General features: G+C 55.5%; 14 protein-coding genes. 6 read left to right on the top strand and 8 right to left on the bottom strand.

From position 1 onward, the window contains the following. Window positions 1-22 precede the first annotated feature (22 nt). Window positions 23-667 (top strand): class I SAM-dependent methyltransferase, encoded by a 645-nt coding sequence (locus IPM58_16075; GenBank protein MBK9308556.1) that lies wholly within the window; start codon window positions 23-25, stop codon window positions 665-667. Between the two features lie 71 nt (window positions 668-738). Here the strand turns inward: IPM58_16075 and IPM58_16070 are convergent, their stop codons facing one another. After that, window positions 739-1,155, bottom strand: coding sequence for a DUF86 domain-containing protein (locus tag IPM58_16070; GenBank protein MBK9308555.1), 417 nt, complete (start codon window positions 1,153-1,155; stop codon window positions 739-741). Continuing rightward, window positions 1,152-1,571: a hypothetical protein gene (locus tag IPM58_16065; GenBank protein MBK9308554.1), complete on the bottom strand. Its 420-nt coding sequence runs from the start codon at window positions 1,569-1,571 to the stop codon at window positions 1,152-1,154. The genes IPM58_16070 and IPM58_16065 overlap by 4 nt, the downstream gene beginning before the upstream one ends. Window positions 1,572-1,926: 355 nt before the next feature. On the opposite strand from IPM58_16065, the gene IPM58_16060 reads away from it, so the two are divergent. The 5 genes from IPM58_16060 to IPM58_16040 all read left to right on the top strand — a co-directional run bounded on the left by IPM58_16060 (window position 1,927) and on the right by IPM58_16040 (window position 9,580). Continuing rightward, entirely contained in the window at window positions 1,927-2,475 is a 549-nt protein-coding gene (locus IPM58_16060; GenBank protein MBK9308553.1) for a DUF4231 domain-containing protein, read from the top strand. Window positions 2,476-2,513: 38 nt separating this feature from the next. After that, a complete protein-coding gene (locus IPM58_16055) occupies window positions 2,514-4,490 on the top strand; it encodes a DUF4071 domain-containing protein (protein ID MBK9308552.1) in 1,977 nt (658 codons plus the stop codon). Between the two features lie 114 nt (window positions 4,491-4,604). Continuing rightward, on the top strand, window positions 4,605-5,105 hold the full coding sequence (locus tag IPM58_16050) for a hypothetical protein (protein MBK9308551.1): 501 nt from the start codon (window positions 4,605-4,607) through the stop codon (window positions 5,103-5,105). Between the two features lie 366 nt (window positions 5,106-5,471). After that, window positions 5,472-6,308 carry a caspase family protein gene (locus IPM58_16045; GenBank protein ID MBK9308550.1) on the top strand — a complete coding sequence of 279 codons (837 nt, stop codon included), beginning with the start codon at window positions 5,472-5,474 and terminating at the stop codon, window positions 6,306-6,308. Between the two features lie 92 nt (window positions 6,309-6,400). Beyond that, window positions 6,401-9,580, top strand: coding sequence for a CHAT domain-containing protein (locus tag IPM58_16040; protein ID MBK9308549.1), 3,180 nt, complete (start codon window positions 6,401-6,403; stop codon window positions 9,578-9,580). A 116-nt stretch (window positions 9,581-9,696) separates the two neighbouring features. Here the strand turns inward: IPM58_16040 and IPM58_16035 are convergent, their stop codons facing one another. The 6 genes from IPM58_16035 to IPM58_16010 all read right to left on the bottom strand — a co-directional run. Continuing rightward, window positions 9,697-10,245, bottom strand: a complete 549-nt coding sequence (locus IPM58_16035; protein ID MBK9308548.1) for a peptidylprolyl isomerase — start codon at window positions 10,243-10,245, stop codon at window positions 9,697-9,699. A gap of 279 nt (window positions 10,246-10,524) precedes the next feature. Continuing rightward, on the bottom strand, window positions 10,525-11,124 hold the full coding sequence (locus IPM58_16030) for a DUF1579 domain-containing protein (GenBank protein MBK9308547.1): 600 nt from the start codon (window positions 11,122-11,124) through the stop codon (window positions 10,525-10,527). A 72-nt stretch (window positions 11,125-11,196) separates the two neighbouring features. Next, window positions 11,197-11,493 (bottom strand): MoaD/ThiS family protein, encoded by a 297-nt coding sequence (locus IPM58_16025; protein ID MBK9308546.1) that lies wholly within the window; start codon window positions 11,491-11,493, stop codon window positions 11,197-11,199. Between the two features lie 109 nt (window positions 11,494-11,602). Beyond that, window positions 11,603-12,784, bottom strand: a complete 1,182-nt coding sequence (locus IPM58_16020; GenBank protein MBK9308545.1) for an exo-alpha-sialidase — start codon at window positions 12,782-12,784, stop codon at window positions 11,603-11,605. Between the two features lie 227 nt (window positions 12,785-13,011). Continuing rightward, complete coding sequence (locus tag IPM58_16015; protein MBK9308544.1) at window positions 13,012-13,731, bottom strand: lipoate--protein ligase family protein; 720 nt, start codon at window positions 13,729-13,731, stop codon at window positions 13,012-13,014. Between the two features lies 1 nt (window position 13,732). Further along, window positions 13,733-14,934: dihydrolipoyl dehydrogenase (locus IPM58_16010; protein MBK9308543.1), on the bottom strand; the 1,202-nt coding region annotated here is incomplete at its 5' end.

Genomic DNA, 14,934 nt, shown 5'->3' with positions numbered 1-14,934 from the left:
TCAAATTGGTGAAAGGAGCCCCATGAATCAGCTCATCCAATCCGAGATCGAAGCCTATGCCGAAGCCCATTCCATGCCGGAGTCTGCCGTCTGCCGGGCCCTGCGCGAAAAAACCCAGCGGACCATGGAGTATCCGCAGATGTTGGTTGGTCCGTTGGAAGGGGCGTTTCTGAAAATGATGACGCAGCTGGTCGGGGCGAAGCGCGTGCTCGAAATTGGAATGTTTACCGGCTACAGCGCGCTTTGCTTTGCCGAAGCCTTGCCGGCTGATGGAACCGTGATCACGTGTGAGATCAATGAGAAGTCGGCCTCGGTTGCTCGACCCTATTTCGCGCAGACTGCGGTTGGCGGCAAGATCAGTATCCGCATGGGCCCTGCGCTCGACACGATGAGAGAGCTGACCGGTCTGTTCGATCTTATTTTTATCGATGCCGACAAGACCAATTATCTCAACTATTACCGGCGTGCGCTCGACCTGCTTGCGCCGAACGGCGTGATCTTGATCGATAACGTGCTTTGGAGCGGCGAGGTGCTGAAGCTGCCGCCACCGGATGAATCGACCGCGGCGATTCAGGAACTCAATCGAGCGGTGTCAAACGATCCGCACGTGACCGCCGTGCTCGTCACGATTCGAGATGGGATTCTGGTGGTGAGAAGGGCAAGGTAGAACCGAAACGGTGTTTCGACATGCGTGGTGGGAAGCAGGCTCTGATCTATCAAGGACTGGCCCGCGCTGGGTTAGATCAACCCGACCATGGTGGTGCGAAACGCACGCAGATCATCAAGGCGTGTCGAAATGATCTCGTAGACTTGCACATAGTCGATCTTCCAGTAGACGTGGACCAACAAGTTTCGGAATCGTGCCATCTGCTGCAGGCGGTTCGAAAGATCTGTGGGAATGAGCCCGGCTTTCTCAAGTGAACTGAAGCAGCTTGCGTACTCTTCCGGCACATGATTCAGCCGCTTCGCAGATACATGGAAGCAGAGCGCCAGCGCTGCCTCAATGGCGATCAGCAATCGATAGCAGGCGACATCGAGCGTGTCTTGACTTGAAAGGAATGTCTCACGAGGCAGACGACGCAGCTCCTCGAGCCGGCTCAACGACGCATCGATTTCGGCACAACGAGCCCGAATGAGATCCGGATTGAGAGTCATGCGGCGAAGGCATCCTTTGTGCTGCTGCGAAGCAGTGGAGCCAGATCAAGATACCGCCGGGCCACATCCTCGAGCATATCGGTTAAGAAACCTTCGTCTCGACAGAGCAGGAGTCGTCCTCGCAAGACATGGTAGAGAAATGACAGAGGTGCGGTATTGATCACCCGAATATCGACTGGTAGCCTGACTGCCGCAGTCAGTTTCGCAGAAAGCATTTCCACGATCTGTGCCTGCTGCGCAACGGCTGCGTCGTCAAGAAAGAGTCCGATGTCCACATCATGGACCCGGTCTGACTCGAGGACGGACCCATAGAGATAGGCAAATCGTATGCCCAACTCTTGGCTGAGCTCACTGGGGAGCTGAGAGAACAACGCTTCACGCTGCTCCGGACTGATGGTGTACGTCACAGTTTTCATAGGCTCCTCAATGACCGGTCCCATCTTACATCGACGGCAAGAGGAGGACAAGAAACGCCCGCGTGAATGCCCGATAATCCCCACAGACACAGAAGCCCCAGTTTCCGCACTCCTCTTGCCTATGATATCTGTACGGATACAGATCGTATCTGGTTCGATACCTTGTTATGGCAACAGCTTTCCATCGCCGGTGTCTCTACTCCATATCGGAACAGCTCTATTCACTGTGCATGCACGGGTTTACCATGGTGGATGTGCTTGTTTTGTGAAACCGCGTGGGCAGGCATCGACATTGCTTTCGTAGGAATAGCGATAAGACAGATAGGACGATTCACACGTATGATGCGAGGCGACCATGCTGAAGAAGCCAAAAGATCATGAACAGATGCGGGCCGAAATGGGGACCCTTATTGACGCGCTGGAGTTGCCGGAGCTGAACAAGCAGTTTCTCCGGGCGCGCTGGCTGGAGCAGGTCATCTGGATGGATGAGAAGGCCTGGGAGTCCGTGCTGCGGCATAATATCTTACGGCTCACGACGATCATCGGCGGCGTGATCGTGCCGGCGTTGGTGAGTTGGAACGTTGGAGTTGGTGTCGGCGCTGATCTGGTCAAAACGCTCACCGTGATCGTCAGCCTTGTGGTGGCGCTGAGCGCGGCCGTGGAAGAGTTCTTCCACTATGGCGAACGGTGGCGCCACTACCGGCGCATAGTCGAGGCGCTCAAGAGCGAAGGCTGGCAGTTCTTTCAGCTGAGTGGGCCCTACGCCAACCAAACTCATGTACTGGCCTATCCGGCCTTCGCCGCGCGCGTTGAGGAGCTGAGTCGGGAAGAGGTCGAGACGTACATGACGCAGGTATTCAAGGCAATAAAAGATGAGGATGATAAGACACCTTCTGTGAAGTAAGATTGAAAATTGAACGGGCTTATTGGGAGGAATGTTGCGTGAAACCCCATGCTTTTGTCGCTATGCCGTTCGGTACCAAGAAGGACAGTCAAGGTGCGGAGATCGACTTCAATCATGTTTATGACGAGTTGATCAAGCCGGCTCTGGAAACTGCAGGGGTTGAAGTATTCCGGTCCGATAAAGATGAGCGAGCCGGCGACATTCGCACGGATATGTTTCAGGAGCTGCTCATCGCTGATCTGGTGGTTGCCGACCTCACTCTCGACAATCCGAATGTTTGGTACGAACTCGGTGTACGTCATGCGCTGCGAGCCCGGGGTGTCATCTTGATCTGCGGAGGACAGGTGACGACGGCATTTGATCTCTACACCGATCGCAAGCTCCGTTACAGCATTAAAAACGGCAAACCAGATTTGGCAACGATTGAGCAGGATAAGAGGAGCCTGACCGACATGGTCATGGCCACCATGGAATCGTGGCGCGACCGCAAGGTGAGTCCAGTCTATCATCTTCTACCAAATCTGCAGGAGCCTGATTGGAAGTCGCTTCGCGTCGGCGACGTGCAAGAGTTTTGGGATCAACATGAGGCGTGGGAGCAGCGTATTGCCTTGGCACGAAAAGCCGGACACATCGGTGATGTGTTGGTGCTGGCTGATGAGGCACCGGTGGCTGCTTTTCGCGTGGAAGCTTGGATCACGGCCGGTCAAGCGCTGCGTAAGGCTGAACATTTCACGTTTGGATTAGAACAGGTCGAACGGGGACTTTCGTTGGAACCGCGGAATCTTAAGGGTCTCCTAGAGAAGGGGATCTGCCTTCAGCGGCTTGCAATGGAAGGCAAGTCGGGATATTCATTAGACCGTGTGCGGTCTCATTATCATGAGGTGCTCAAGTCTTTTCCGAACGATCCTGAGACGTGGGCCTTGCTCGGCCGAGTGGATAAAGATGCGTGGGTCGCGTCGTGGCATCGACCAGGCAACAGTCCGAAACAAATGAGAGAGGAAGCTGCTTACGAGGATGCACTACTGCGGGCCGCGATCGAAAGCTATTCTATGGCCTATCGCCGTAATCCTGGTCATTTTTACTCCGGTATCAATGCCCTCACGTTAATGCATTTGTACCAATATTTGACGAGCAATCCACGGTACGACAAAGAAATGGCGACCATGGCTGGGGCCGTGCGATTTGCCGCTGAATGTCCGCAGAATGATGGGCAACAGTTCTGGGCCCTTGCCACCCTCGGCGATCTAGAAGTCCTTGTCGGGAAACCAGAAACCACGAAGGCTGCCTATAAGGACGCGATTGCCAAGAATGAACAAGATTGGTCTTCTTTGGAATCATGCTTGATGCAGTTGCAGCTATTTAAGGACATAGGATTCCGATTGGATTGTGTGGAGGCTGGACTTGCCGTCTTTGGCCGAGCCTTACAGAAACTCACGAAGCCGGAAGACCGGTGGAAGCCAAGGCACGTGTTCCTCTTCAGTGGCCATATGATTGATGCTCCGACTAGACCGACTCCAAGGTTACCCAGCTCAAAGGAGCCGGTTGCAGCTCGGAGGACTGCCGACGCGATTGAAAACCTTGGCGCGGGCCCAGAAGATCTTGCGTTGACTCTTGGTGGCTGTGGTGGGGATCTCTTGTTCACCGAGGCCTGTCAGCAGCGAGGAGTAAAGGTGCAGTGGCTGCAGCCATTCGATGAACCAACTTTTATACAAAAATCAGTGGTGTGTGGTGGTGAAGCATGGCGAGGTCGTTATCTGGATGTACAGGCTAAACTCACCATGGAAATTCGGTCAACCTCGGACCAACTCGGTCCTCCACCGAAGGGTGTTGATCCTTACGAACGCTGCAACCTCTGGCTACTCTATACAGCCTTGTCCTATGGGATCAGGAAAGTACAGTTTGTTTGTCTCTGGGATGGTGGTGAGGGCGATGGCCGTGGCGGCACTGCACATATGTATGGAGAAGTGAATCGCCGAACCGGACAAGTCACCTGGATCGACACCAGAATTCTCTAGCGTGCTGGGCTGGGACGGTGAAGGCTATGGCTCATACTCAATGTGCGTAAATAGCCTCCTTGCTCGACGGTTTGAGATCCTGTACAAAGACGAGGTTACCCAGGAGGCTAAGGTATGAAGATACCCGTTTTTGTCTCTTGTCCTACGACGCTGTCAGAAACACAACAGGCATCGAAAAAGCTGATTCTTGATTTGTTAGATGGGCTGGAGCTTGAGCCTCGAGCTGTTGGAGTATCAGATTTTGCAACCCAATTCCCACTCCGCGAAGTTGCAGTTCTCGCGAGACATTGTTCTGGTGGTGTCATCCTTGGCTTTGAGCGATTTCGAATAGAGAAAGGGATTCGGAAATATAGCACCAAGGATCCGGAGGAAGTAACGAGCCTAAGCTTTCCTACACCATGGAACCAGATAGAAGCAGGTATTCTGTTTTCATCTGGTCTTCCACTTCTTGTTTTCAAAGAGGCTGGGATAGATGGTGGCATATTCGATTTAGGAGTATCGGATGTGTTCCTTCATGAAATGCCTAGGTCAGATCACAGTAAAAGCCAACTTTCTTCTGTGTTTCTTAAATGGCAGGCTGATGTGCGTAGGCATTACTATGAGTACTGCTTTTAGTGACAGGGCATATTGTGCTTCTACTCTCTTGAGTGACACCACCAAAGATTGCCAGACTTGAAGCTCAGGCTGAACGAATTTCGCATGTACTGGTTGTACCCATTTCGATACAGAGCTGTATCAGTTTAGATTCACCAGTCAGTGGCTTGCCGCCTCACCAGAATTCTTCGTTATCTCTTCACAACTATTCGTGAGCCTCAAAATCCTGTATCCTTCCGCCTGTAGTTCAGCCTAGGCATGACCTCGTGCGCCGCTTCTTCCATGAACGAGGCGTGGCAAGCGGCTTGCTCAGTGGGATGATGAGATCGAATCGTGCGAGTCTTCCCGTCTACACTGTGCGACATGCAGCCACAGAAAGGAGCGTCTATGGCAAAACGAGCGGTGCTCATCGGGATCAATAAGTATCAGGTTCCAGGGTCTGATCTGAATGGGTGTGTCAATGACGTAAAGAATCTGAGTGGGGTGCTGAAAACCTATTACGGTTTTACGGAGAAGGATATTACAACCCTCACCGACCTCAAGGCCACTAAGAAGGCCATGCAGGCGGCAATTCAGAAACTCATCAAGAGCGGGAAGAAGGGCGACACCTTGTTGCTCCATTACTCAGGGTACGGATCGAATGTTCCGGATAATAATGGTGATGAAGCGGACAACCGTGATGAGATCCTGTGTCCCACGGATTTGAATTGGAAGGACACCTTCCGTGATGATTCGCTTCGCAAAGCGTTCAACAAGCTACGCAAGGGTGTCAACCTCACCGTCATCATGGACTGTTGCCATTCCGGCACGATCACTCGGATTATCACGCCCCCCGATGTGCCAAGAAGAGAACGGTTCCTCCCCTGTCCCCTTGATCTGATGGCAACCGAGTCTGGCCGGAGACTGCGAGGCACACTTCGTGGTCAGCTGGGGAAAGCTCCACGCGGACGGAAGCGAAAAAGCGATATCGTTCACGCCGATATTCCCGAGATGTTGATCTCGGGCTGCCGCGCTACGCAAACGTCGGCCGACGCCCATATCGGAGGAACGTATAACGGGGCTCTGACTTATTACCTCGTTGAGTCGATCAAAGAAGTCGAAGGCACGCTGACCTATCGCGAATTGCACCAACGCACCATGGCCAAACTGAAGGCGGAAGACTTCGATCAGGTTCCTCAACTAGAAGGACAGCGCACCTCGTTCAATCGCCAATTTCTCAGCTAGAACAGCCAGCGGCCCAGCGGCTTGATGGCCGCCGGGGCACGCAGAAGTCTCGTGCCAACTACCCACGTTTTCTTGGCAGAAAGGATTCGCCTATGAGCTCAAAGCAGCGAGGGACCAAATCAAGCGATGCGGATCGGTGGGTCCACGATATGGATTGGGATGAGTTTGAGGCACAGCTATCCCGCTCCACACGTGGTGGAAAATCACGAGCGGTGTCTGACCAGGCCTTGCGGGATCACTTTGGCCAAGAAAAGTTTGACCGGCTCAAGCAGCTGGCGGAGCGGGTTCGGGTGGTTCGTCGAAAACGGGAGCCACTGCGGGGCAATATCATCTTCATTCCCGGCATCATGGGGTCTGAGTTGACAGTCACGGAGGATGGGGATGATGACCTCATCTGGGTTAGTTTTCCTAGACTGATCTGGGGAGGCATCGAGAAACTCCAACTCACCAAGGATGGGATGCAGGAAGCGGATTCACAATTGCGGGTGCAACCCAGCGGGCTCGATAAGGACAGTTATGCAGAGGCGGTGCTGTGGCTGAAAGCCTACTGGAACGTCGAGCCGTTTGCATACGATTGGCGGAAAGATATGGATAAGGCTGCCGAATGGCTCAAAGACTTGGTCGAATCGAAGTATAAGGACCAGCCAGTTCATCTGGTGGCCCATTCGATGGGAGGCTTGGTATCACGGAATTTCATTCGGCTCTATCCCAAGGTTTGGAAGGCCATGCTGGAGCCGAAGAAGGTGCAGGGTGGCCGGCTCATCATGCTGGGCACACCGAACTACGGGTCGCACGCGATTGCCAATGCGATGGTGGCCGGAGACAAGCTCGTACGCCGATTGGCGGCGGCAGACCTGCACCATAACTTGAACGAGGTCCTTGAGATCTTGAATGGATTCGTGGGGAGTTATCAATTGCTTCCGTCGCCTACCAAGCTTCTAGCGTCAGAGCAAAAACTCTATGAGAGCAGCATGTGGGGCCGCTATCCCATCGTCAATGCGCACCTGCAGCGGGCCAAGAAGTTCCATGCGGATCTTGAGGCGGCTGTGACGATCGACCCTGACCGTATGGCGTACATCGCTGGCTGTAATCAAGAAACTCTGGCCGGTGTGAGGATTGATGGTCCCGGCCAGTTCGAGTTTGACGTGACCTTCAAAGGCGATGGCCGCGTCACCCATGCGTTGGGATTGTTGCCCGGTGTGCCGACGTACTATGTCGATGAAATCCATGGTGATCTCCAGAAACACGAGCAGGTGCTCGAAGCCGTCGATGAGATCTTACGAACCGGCAAGACCGGCGCACTCAGTACAGAGCCGGTTGCCGCTCGAGCTGTCCGTTCCATGACCTCTGCTCGAGTCCGTGCCGTTCGGGACCGTCAAGATGCTGAGCAGATTCGGCAGATAGCCGAAGCGACTAAAGCTGACCGAAGTACTGCGGCCGAGCGCCGTCGAGCCGAGACCTTGCTGAGGCAAGCCATCATGGTCCAGGCGCCTCCGGGATCCAGGACTGCGACCGATGGAGCGACCACGAAGACTGCTGGAGGACGCAAGAAAACAGCTCCGCCACAGGAGCCCATCGCCCTGAAGGTCGAGGTGATCCATGGGGACATTCGTGACATCAAGGCGCCAGCAGTCGTGGTAGGCCATTACCGAGCGGTGCCGCCGGTGCGGGCCGTGGGCGCGTTAGATGAGGCCCTCGACTTCTGGATTTCCAAGGCGGTCAAGCGGGGCATCATCGGCGGAGGACTGGGCGAAGTGTTTCTCATCCCCAGCACGCACAAGTCACTGGCCGCTGATTCGGTCATCTTGGCTGGCATGGGGGAGTATGGGCGGTTCAATCGTGAAGACGTGGATCTCTTGTTTGCCAACGTCACGTACGGTGTCACGGCGTTGGGATGGCGTGAGTTTGTGACGGTCGTCGTCGGATCCGGAGAGGGCAATTTGTCTCTAGAGCAAGCGATCGTCGGTATGTTGGCAGGAGTGGGGTCGGCGCTCCGACGGCTTGAGGGGCACGGGCAGGGGCAGCTTGAGACCCTGCGGATTGTTGAGAAGGACAAGACCCGCTTCAAGACGATTCACGGGCTATTAGAAAGGATCGCCAAGAATCAGGAGGGCGGTCTGAAGCTGAAGGTCATTCCAAGAGAGGTGCGTGAGCGAACCCATCGCCAGACGAAACCGCAACCGGAACGGTTCGACCAGATGGAAGGCAGCCGCGTGACAATCGAGCGGGATCGTGATCAGTTCCGATTCGCCGCCATCACCAAACAAGCGGTGATCCCGGTTCGGGAAATCACGGTTAACTCCTCATACGCGGACGGGGCGGCTGACCTTCTCAAGGAATCACGTACCCTGGAGGAGCAGCACAAATATGGGAAGTTGCTGCATAGCTATCTCATGCCGGACGATTTTCAGGACATGATCGACATGACGCCGCTTACCCTGATCGTCGACCGATCGACCGCAGCCTTTCCTTGGGAGATGGCAGCCTTCGAGCGGCATGGGAAGGTGGTGTTCTACGGACCGGGGCGGCAAGCGACTCGCCAATTTCGGACCACCTTGTCTGGTGCGCCGGGACTCGTTGCTGCGCCCATTCCAAACCGTCTCCGGGTCCTCGTCATTGCCGACCCAGCGCCGGAGGCCGACCTGCAATTGCCGGGTGCGCGTGAGGAAGGGCGGGCGGTTGTGAAGATCTTACGAGAGATGAAAGAGGAGCAGGGTCTGGACATCACGATCGAACAACGGATCGGGGCGAATGAATGTGATCCGGTTGAACTGCTCGCCTTGATCCTGAGCGAGGAATTCGACCTGATTCATTACTCGGGCCATGGCGACTTCGACGAGAAAAATCCGGCGAAGAGTGGATGGATCTTCGGTAAGGACAACATTCTGTCGGCCCGAGAGATTTTCCGGGCCAGGCGTGTGCCACGGCTCATCTTTGCGAACGCCTGTTTCTCCGGTGTCATTCGATCAGGCACACCCTTTACGCTGCAGGAGTCCAATCGCAACCTTGCCGGGCTGGCCCAGGCGTTTTTCGAGCGAGGTGTTCAGAACTACATAGGCACCGGTTGGCCCGTGGACGATGCCGCAGCCTTGGAGTTTGCCAGGGTGTTCTACACGGAAGCGCTGTTCGGTGATGAGTTAGGGATCTCTTTATCGAAGGCCAGAGAGGCGATTATCACAAGGGGATCTACGTGGGGAGCCTATCAACATTATGGCCAAGCTACCGCGACACTTGTTGCCAAATCACAGAAGAAACCAGCCTGTGAACAGTAGGCTTGAGGAGCCCTGGAGTGGGCTGGTGGGGATATTCTCTCGGATCGGTCGAGCCCATGTGCATTATGCTGGGTTTGCGTGCGGGGCGCTTAGCGCCCCGCACGGGGAAGAGCCGATCACTTCGTCGATGCCGCTTGCGCGACATCCAGGACTTGCACGTCGAAGTGGAGCGTCTTGCCGGCGAGTGGATGGTTGAAGTCGAGCACGACGGTGTCGTTCTTCACTTCGGAGATACGCGGAAAGACTTTGCGCCCATCGGGGGTTTTCCCTTCCAGCTGTGCTCCTACCTTGTGTGAATCCGGTGGCACGGCTTTTTTGTCGATCTCCTGGAACGCGTTCGGGTCGACGGCGCCATAGCCCTCCGCTGGGGCGACGGTGAACTGCTTTTTCTCGCCGACAGCCATGCCTTCCAGTTGTTTCTCAACTCCAGAAATGAGCTGATGACTGCCTTGGGTGACTTTCAACGGTTCCCCGCCGACATTGGTATCGACGACGGATTGATCTTCCAGCTTAAGGGTGTATGCCAACGTGACGTGTGTTCCGTTCGAGACGGTCATGGGCGATGCTCCTTTCTTGTGGTCTCCCGCAGAGGCACAGGCAACGGTCAGAAAAAGAATGGCGCAGCAACCAGAGAGTGTCTGAAGTAACAGGGTCGTATGTCTCACAAGCGACCTCCTTTATGAAGGGGTTGGTGGATAGACTGGAAAGGGTCGCGGGACGAATGAGCGCAGGGGGCGATCAGTTCCAGACTAAGTTGTTTGGATTTTGTTCACGCTAGCACATCTGCAAGGAGGGTACTACTGGAAATATCCCTAGTGTTTCATTCTGGGCCGTAGGCAAGAACCTACAGGTGATCTGACTGAGTGGGCTAGGTGGGACACTGGTACCGCAGCCATGGGGTGATGGATGAGCTGTGTATCAGCCATCACCCCAGCAGGGCGCATTTATTCCGATCGCGTATAGGTGATCTCCATCATCTTCGTTTCTTTCTGCCCGTGGTGCGCGCCGTACATGACGAAGGTCTGATGATCGGCGTCGATCAGCTTCCAGACGGCGCGATGGCTCATCTGGCCTCCGCCCGGTTCGGGATGTGAGCCTTTCAGTGTGATTGTCTTGCTATCAGGACTCGCCGTTCCCTCCATGATAAAGATACCGGTTCCCATGGTGTCCATCCATGCCGTCACGTATGTCTTCCGGATGTTGTCATACGCGTCGATGCCGATGCCGTTAAACGGCTGTCCCATCATCTGGCCGTTGAATTCCTGATAGAGAAATCGTCCATCCAGCAACATCTTCATTTCCGCCGTGCCGATGGATTCCGTCGGCGGCTTGCCCGGCTCCATCCACTCTTTGGTGGTCGTGGTCCAGCTGCCGGCTAATGTGGCAAACAGCTTGTGCGGCTCACCGGGCGTGGCCGCCTGCTTCCAGAGCTCCATCATGGCTTTTTCATCCATGGGTCTCTCGTGTTGCTTCTCCTTGGCGAGGACGGGCGAGATGCTCAACGTGATGCACAGCGTGCCAATAGCAAGCGTCATAGACTGCATGATGGCCTCCTTGTGGTTGGTACTTCAATAACGATCTAGAATCCTGAGCCAATCTCTTTTATCTATCGACGATCAACCTCCAGCCATGGCTCCCACGATCAACAATGGTTCGGTTCCGTTCACGACCGTGTCTGGTAGGGGAGTATCCGCTGAGATGTGCGACAAATCCTGTTCGCAGGCAAAGAACCGGATGAACGGCCGACGCTGCTTGGTGACATGATCGCGGATCGTTCCTCGGAGCATGGGATGCCGAGCCTCCAATGAATTGAGGACGGAGTCGATAGTCGCCGGACTGACGAGGTCCAGCATGACCTCGCCATTCACCCGCGCCAAGGTTCGCAAATGTTGAGGAAGAATCACGTGTATCATTTCGTATCATCGCTGATGAGTGACAAGTTTCATGTTCAACGTTTCAAGCTGTGCAGAAACCTCAAACCCTTGACCGATACGCTTCACGAACGACGTTTCACGCTTCACGTCATAATGTTTGTACTTCCACCGACAACACAGACGGCAGATCTCGCACAATCAGTTCCCAACTGTCTTCACCATCGGCCGAGCCATAGACCTGTCCACCGGTTGTCCCGAAATAGATGCCGCAGGGGTCGAGCTGATCGACGGCCATGGCATCACGCAGAATGTTGACGTAACAATGCTCTTGCGGAAGGCCTATGGTCAGCGGTTCCCACTCATGGCCTCCCGTGCGGCTTCGATACACACGCAACTTGCCGTCAGGCGGATAGTGTTCGGAGTCACTCTTGATCGGAACGACATAGACCGTGTTCGGTTCATGCGCATGCACGGCGATGGGAAATCCGAAATCACTCGGCAGGTTGCCGCTGATTTCATTCCACGATTCTCCACCATTGTCGCTCCGCAGGACATCCCAATGTTTCTGCATGAACAGCACATTCGGGCGTGATGGGTGCATCGCGATAGAATGCACGCAGTGACCGACGTCCGCATCCGGATCGGGCAACTCGTACTTCGACAGGAGTCCCTTGTTGGTGGGCCGCCAGGTCTGCCCGGCATCATCGCTGCGGAACGTACCGGCAGCCGAGATGGCGACGAACATGCGGTCCGGCTGTCCGGTGTTCAACAAGATGGTATGCAGGCACATCCCGCCTGCGCCTGGTTGCCACAGTTGTCCTTTTACGCTCCGCAGTCCGGCCAACTCCTGCCAGGTCTTTCCGCCGTCGGTGGATTTGAAGATCGCCGCGTCTTCCACACCGGCATAGACCGTATCCGGATCGGTCAGTGACGGTTCAAGGTGCCACACCCGCTTGAATTCCCACGGACGCTGCGAGCCATCGTAATGCTGGTGTGTCGTGAGTGGCCGGCCCGTATCAGAGGAGCTGTCGTACGCAAACATATTGCTTTCACCCTTCGGCATGCCGTCCGGTCCCATGAGGTCTTCCGGTTTTGTCCCAGGAGGATTCCAGGTCTTGCCGCCGTCATCCGATCGCTGGATGACCTGGCCGAACCAACTACTTGTTTGCGAGGCGTAAATCCGATCTGGATCGACAGGCGAGCCTTTGAGGTGGTAGAGCTCCCATCCACCGAAGTGAGGACCATCAACCTTCCATCGTTTCCGCTTGCCGTCCGATGTCAGGATGAACGCACCCTTTCTTGTTCCGACCAATAGCCGTATGGTGCTCATGGGGTTCTCCTTATCTTCAGTGCTCCTATCGCGCAATCAAGAAGACTAGCTTTGAGCTTGGTCGAGATACGCTTCACGTTTCACGCTTCACGAAGGTTTGGCAGTCCTGAGATCTCGATGAGTGGCCGCCCTTCTACCGTTTCAAGACATACCATAGTCGTCGGAGGTTACAAAAATCGACAGGGCTAGGATCACGTTGAAAGATCAGAATGTTCTCTCGTCTTGTCTTACGGTTCCTCAGGGCTTCGTGAAAGAATAGTCGCGATGGACTGAGACATGGAGATTACAGGTAAGCCGGCGTCCATGGGTTCCGCGTTCCACGTAGCAGCAATGGCTTGTTTGATCGCCTGCGGTGGAGCGTTGATCGTCCCAAGAAACGCTTGGTGAGGTCGGTCTGATCGGTACTCCGGTTGTCGCGATGGGTGCTTGAGGTAGCGTGCGATGAGATCGGCACCCATGCCGTGCAGAATCGTTCCGTGAAAGAGCAGCGATTTTCCGGTTCGTCGCTGCGCATTGCCGGAAATTTTCCTGTCGCCGATTGCGAGGTCACTGATACCCAGGAAGGCTGTGGTCGGCTCCCACCGACGAAGTGCCGCCGCCATCCGCTCCAGAATCAGTCGATTGGTGGTGCGAATATTCGCAAGGTCTGGATGCCAATCCAGCGGCAACACCAAGGCATACGAGAGGCAACCTGGTCCCTGCAAGACGGTTCCTCCGCCGCTCGCGCGTCGAAGGAGAGGCAGGCCGTCTTCGAGGCAGGTCGCCAGGTCGACATCATCGGCCGCGCGAGAAGCGCGGCCTAACACGACGAAGAGACGGTCGCTTTCCCAAAAGCGAAGCACGGGGTTTCCACCCCGCTCATCCAGTTCCTCCAGTAAGACTTCATCGAGCGCAATATTTTCGACTGGAAGGGGAAGGGTCAGATCGAGCAAGCGGAGCGTCGACACCTTATGACCGCTTGGGGATGAAGAGGTGCGTGGGCGAACCGTGAAACGACTCAGCTGCTTCCATGACTGTTTCGCTCAACGTCGGATGTGGATGGATGGAGGCCGCGAGGTCCTCGGCGACCGCGCCCATCTCTATAGCGAGGACACCTTCGGCGATCAACTCACCTGCGCCGATGCCGCACAGTCCCATCCCGAGGACGCGACTGGATTCTGGATCGAGCACAAGCTTGGTGAGGCCTTCATTGCGGCCTAATGTCGTCGCGCGTCCTGAGGCAGCCCAAGGGAATCGTGTAACTTTGACCGCTTGTCCCGAGGCCTTGGCCGATTCTTCGGTCAATCCGCACCAGGCGATTTCAGGATCAGTGAAGACGACGGCTGGGATTGCCGCGGCATCGAAGGCGGTTTGTTTTCCAGCGATGACGCGAGCAGCGACCAACCCTTCATGTGAGGCTTTGTGTGCGAGCATCGGTTCGCCTACGACATCCCCGATGGCAAAGATCGTCGGTTCGGCCGTGCGCATCTGCCGATCAACTTGGATGAAGCCGTTTGGTGTGAGCGCGATCTTAGTGTGTTCCAGCCCAAGTTGGCCGGTGTTCGGTTTACGGCCCACGGCAACAAGCACGCGATCGAAGGTCTCGGTGCTGGTTCCTTGAGAGTCTGTGAAGGTCGCAACCAGACCGTCTTCCCGTGGCTCAAGTTGTTCCACGGTGGTGTTCAGTTTGATGGCTTTGAAGCGGCGCTGCATCCGCTGATTGAGCGGTCGCACAAGATCGGCATCGACGCTGTTCAATAGGCGCGGCAATGCCTCGACCACGGTGACTTTAGAGCCGAGGGCCTGATAGACCGTGCCTAACTCGAGGCCGATATAGCCTCCGCCGACGACGAGCAGGCGCGGGGGAATCTCCTCCAACTGAAGTGCACTCGTGGAATCCATGACGCGTGGATCGTTGAGCTTCAGCGATTTCGGGATAGTCGGTTGCGAGCCGGTTGCGAGGATGGCATGAGCGAACGAGAGTTCACCTGGTGCGTTGGAGCCGGAGAGCTGAAGGGTCGTCGCATCCTTGAACCTAGCCCGTGCCTGGATGACGTCGACCTTCCGGCTGCCGGCCAGTGTCCGCACACCCTTTGTGAGTTTGCCGATGATCGTCTGCACCCGGCCACGAAACGCCTCCAGGTCCACGCGAGGTTTCTCGAAATGAATGC

This window comes from Nitrospira sp. (assembly GCA_016715825.1).
In the GTDB taxonomy this organism is placed as follows: Bacteria; Nitrospirota; Nitrospiria; order Nitrospirales; family Nitrospiraceae; genus Nitrospira_D.
Note: the sequence above shows the minus strand (reverse complement) of the source record. Positions and strands in the feature narration are given on the sequence as shown.

Bases quoted from the DNA above. Each gene is read 5' to 3' on its own strand.
- IPM58_16075 (MBK9308556.1), top strand. From the start codon at position 23: ATGAATCAGCTCATCCAATCCGAGATCGAAGCCTATGCCGAAGCCCAT.
- IPM58_16070 (MBK9308555.1), bottom strand. From the start codon at position 1,155: ATGACTCTCAATCCGGATCTCATTCGGGCTCGTTGTGCCGAAATCGAT.
- IPM58_16065 (MBK9308554.1), bottom strand. From the start codon at position 1,571: ATGAAAACTGTGACGTACACCATCAGTCCGGAGCAGCGTGAAGCGTTG.
- IPM58_16060 (MBK9308553.1), top strand. From the start codon at position 1,927: ATGCTGAAGAAGCCAAAAGATCATGAACAGATGCGGGCCGAAATGGGG.
- IPM58_16050 (MBK9308551.1), top strand. From the start codon at position 4,605: ATGAAGATACCCGTTTTTGTCTCTTGTCCTACGACGCTGTCAGAAACA.
- IPM58_16045 (MBK9308550.1), top strand. From the start codon at position 5,472: ATGGCAAAACGAGCGGTGCTCATCGGGATCAATAAGTATCAGGTTCCA.
- IPM58_16040 (MBK9308549.1), top strand. From the start codon at position 6,401: ATGAGCTCAAAGCAGCGAGGGACCAAATCAAGCGATGCGGATCGGTGG.
- IPM58_16030 (MBK9308547.1), bottom strand. From the start codon at position 11,124: ATGCAGTCTATGACGCTTGCTATTGGCACGCTGTGCATCACGTTGAGC.
- IPM58_16025 (MBK9308546.1), bottom strand. From the start codon at position 11,493: ATGATACACGTGATTCTTCCTCAACATTTGCGAACCTTGGCGCGGGTG.
- IPM58_16020 (MBK9308545.1), bottom strand. From the start codon at position 12,784: ATGAGCACCATACGGCTATTGGTCGGAACAAGAAAGGGTGCGTTCATC.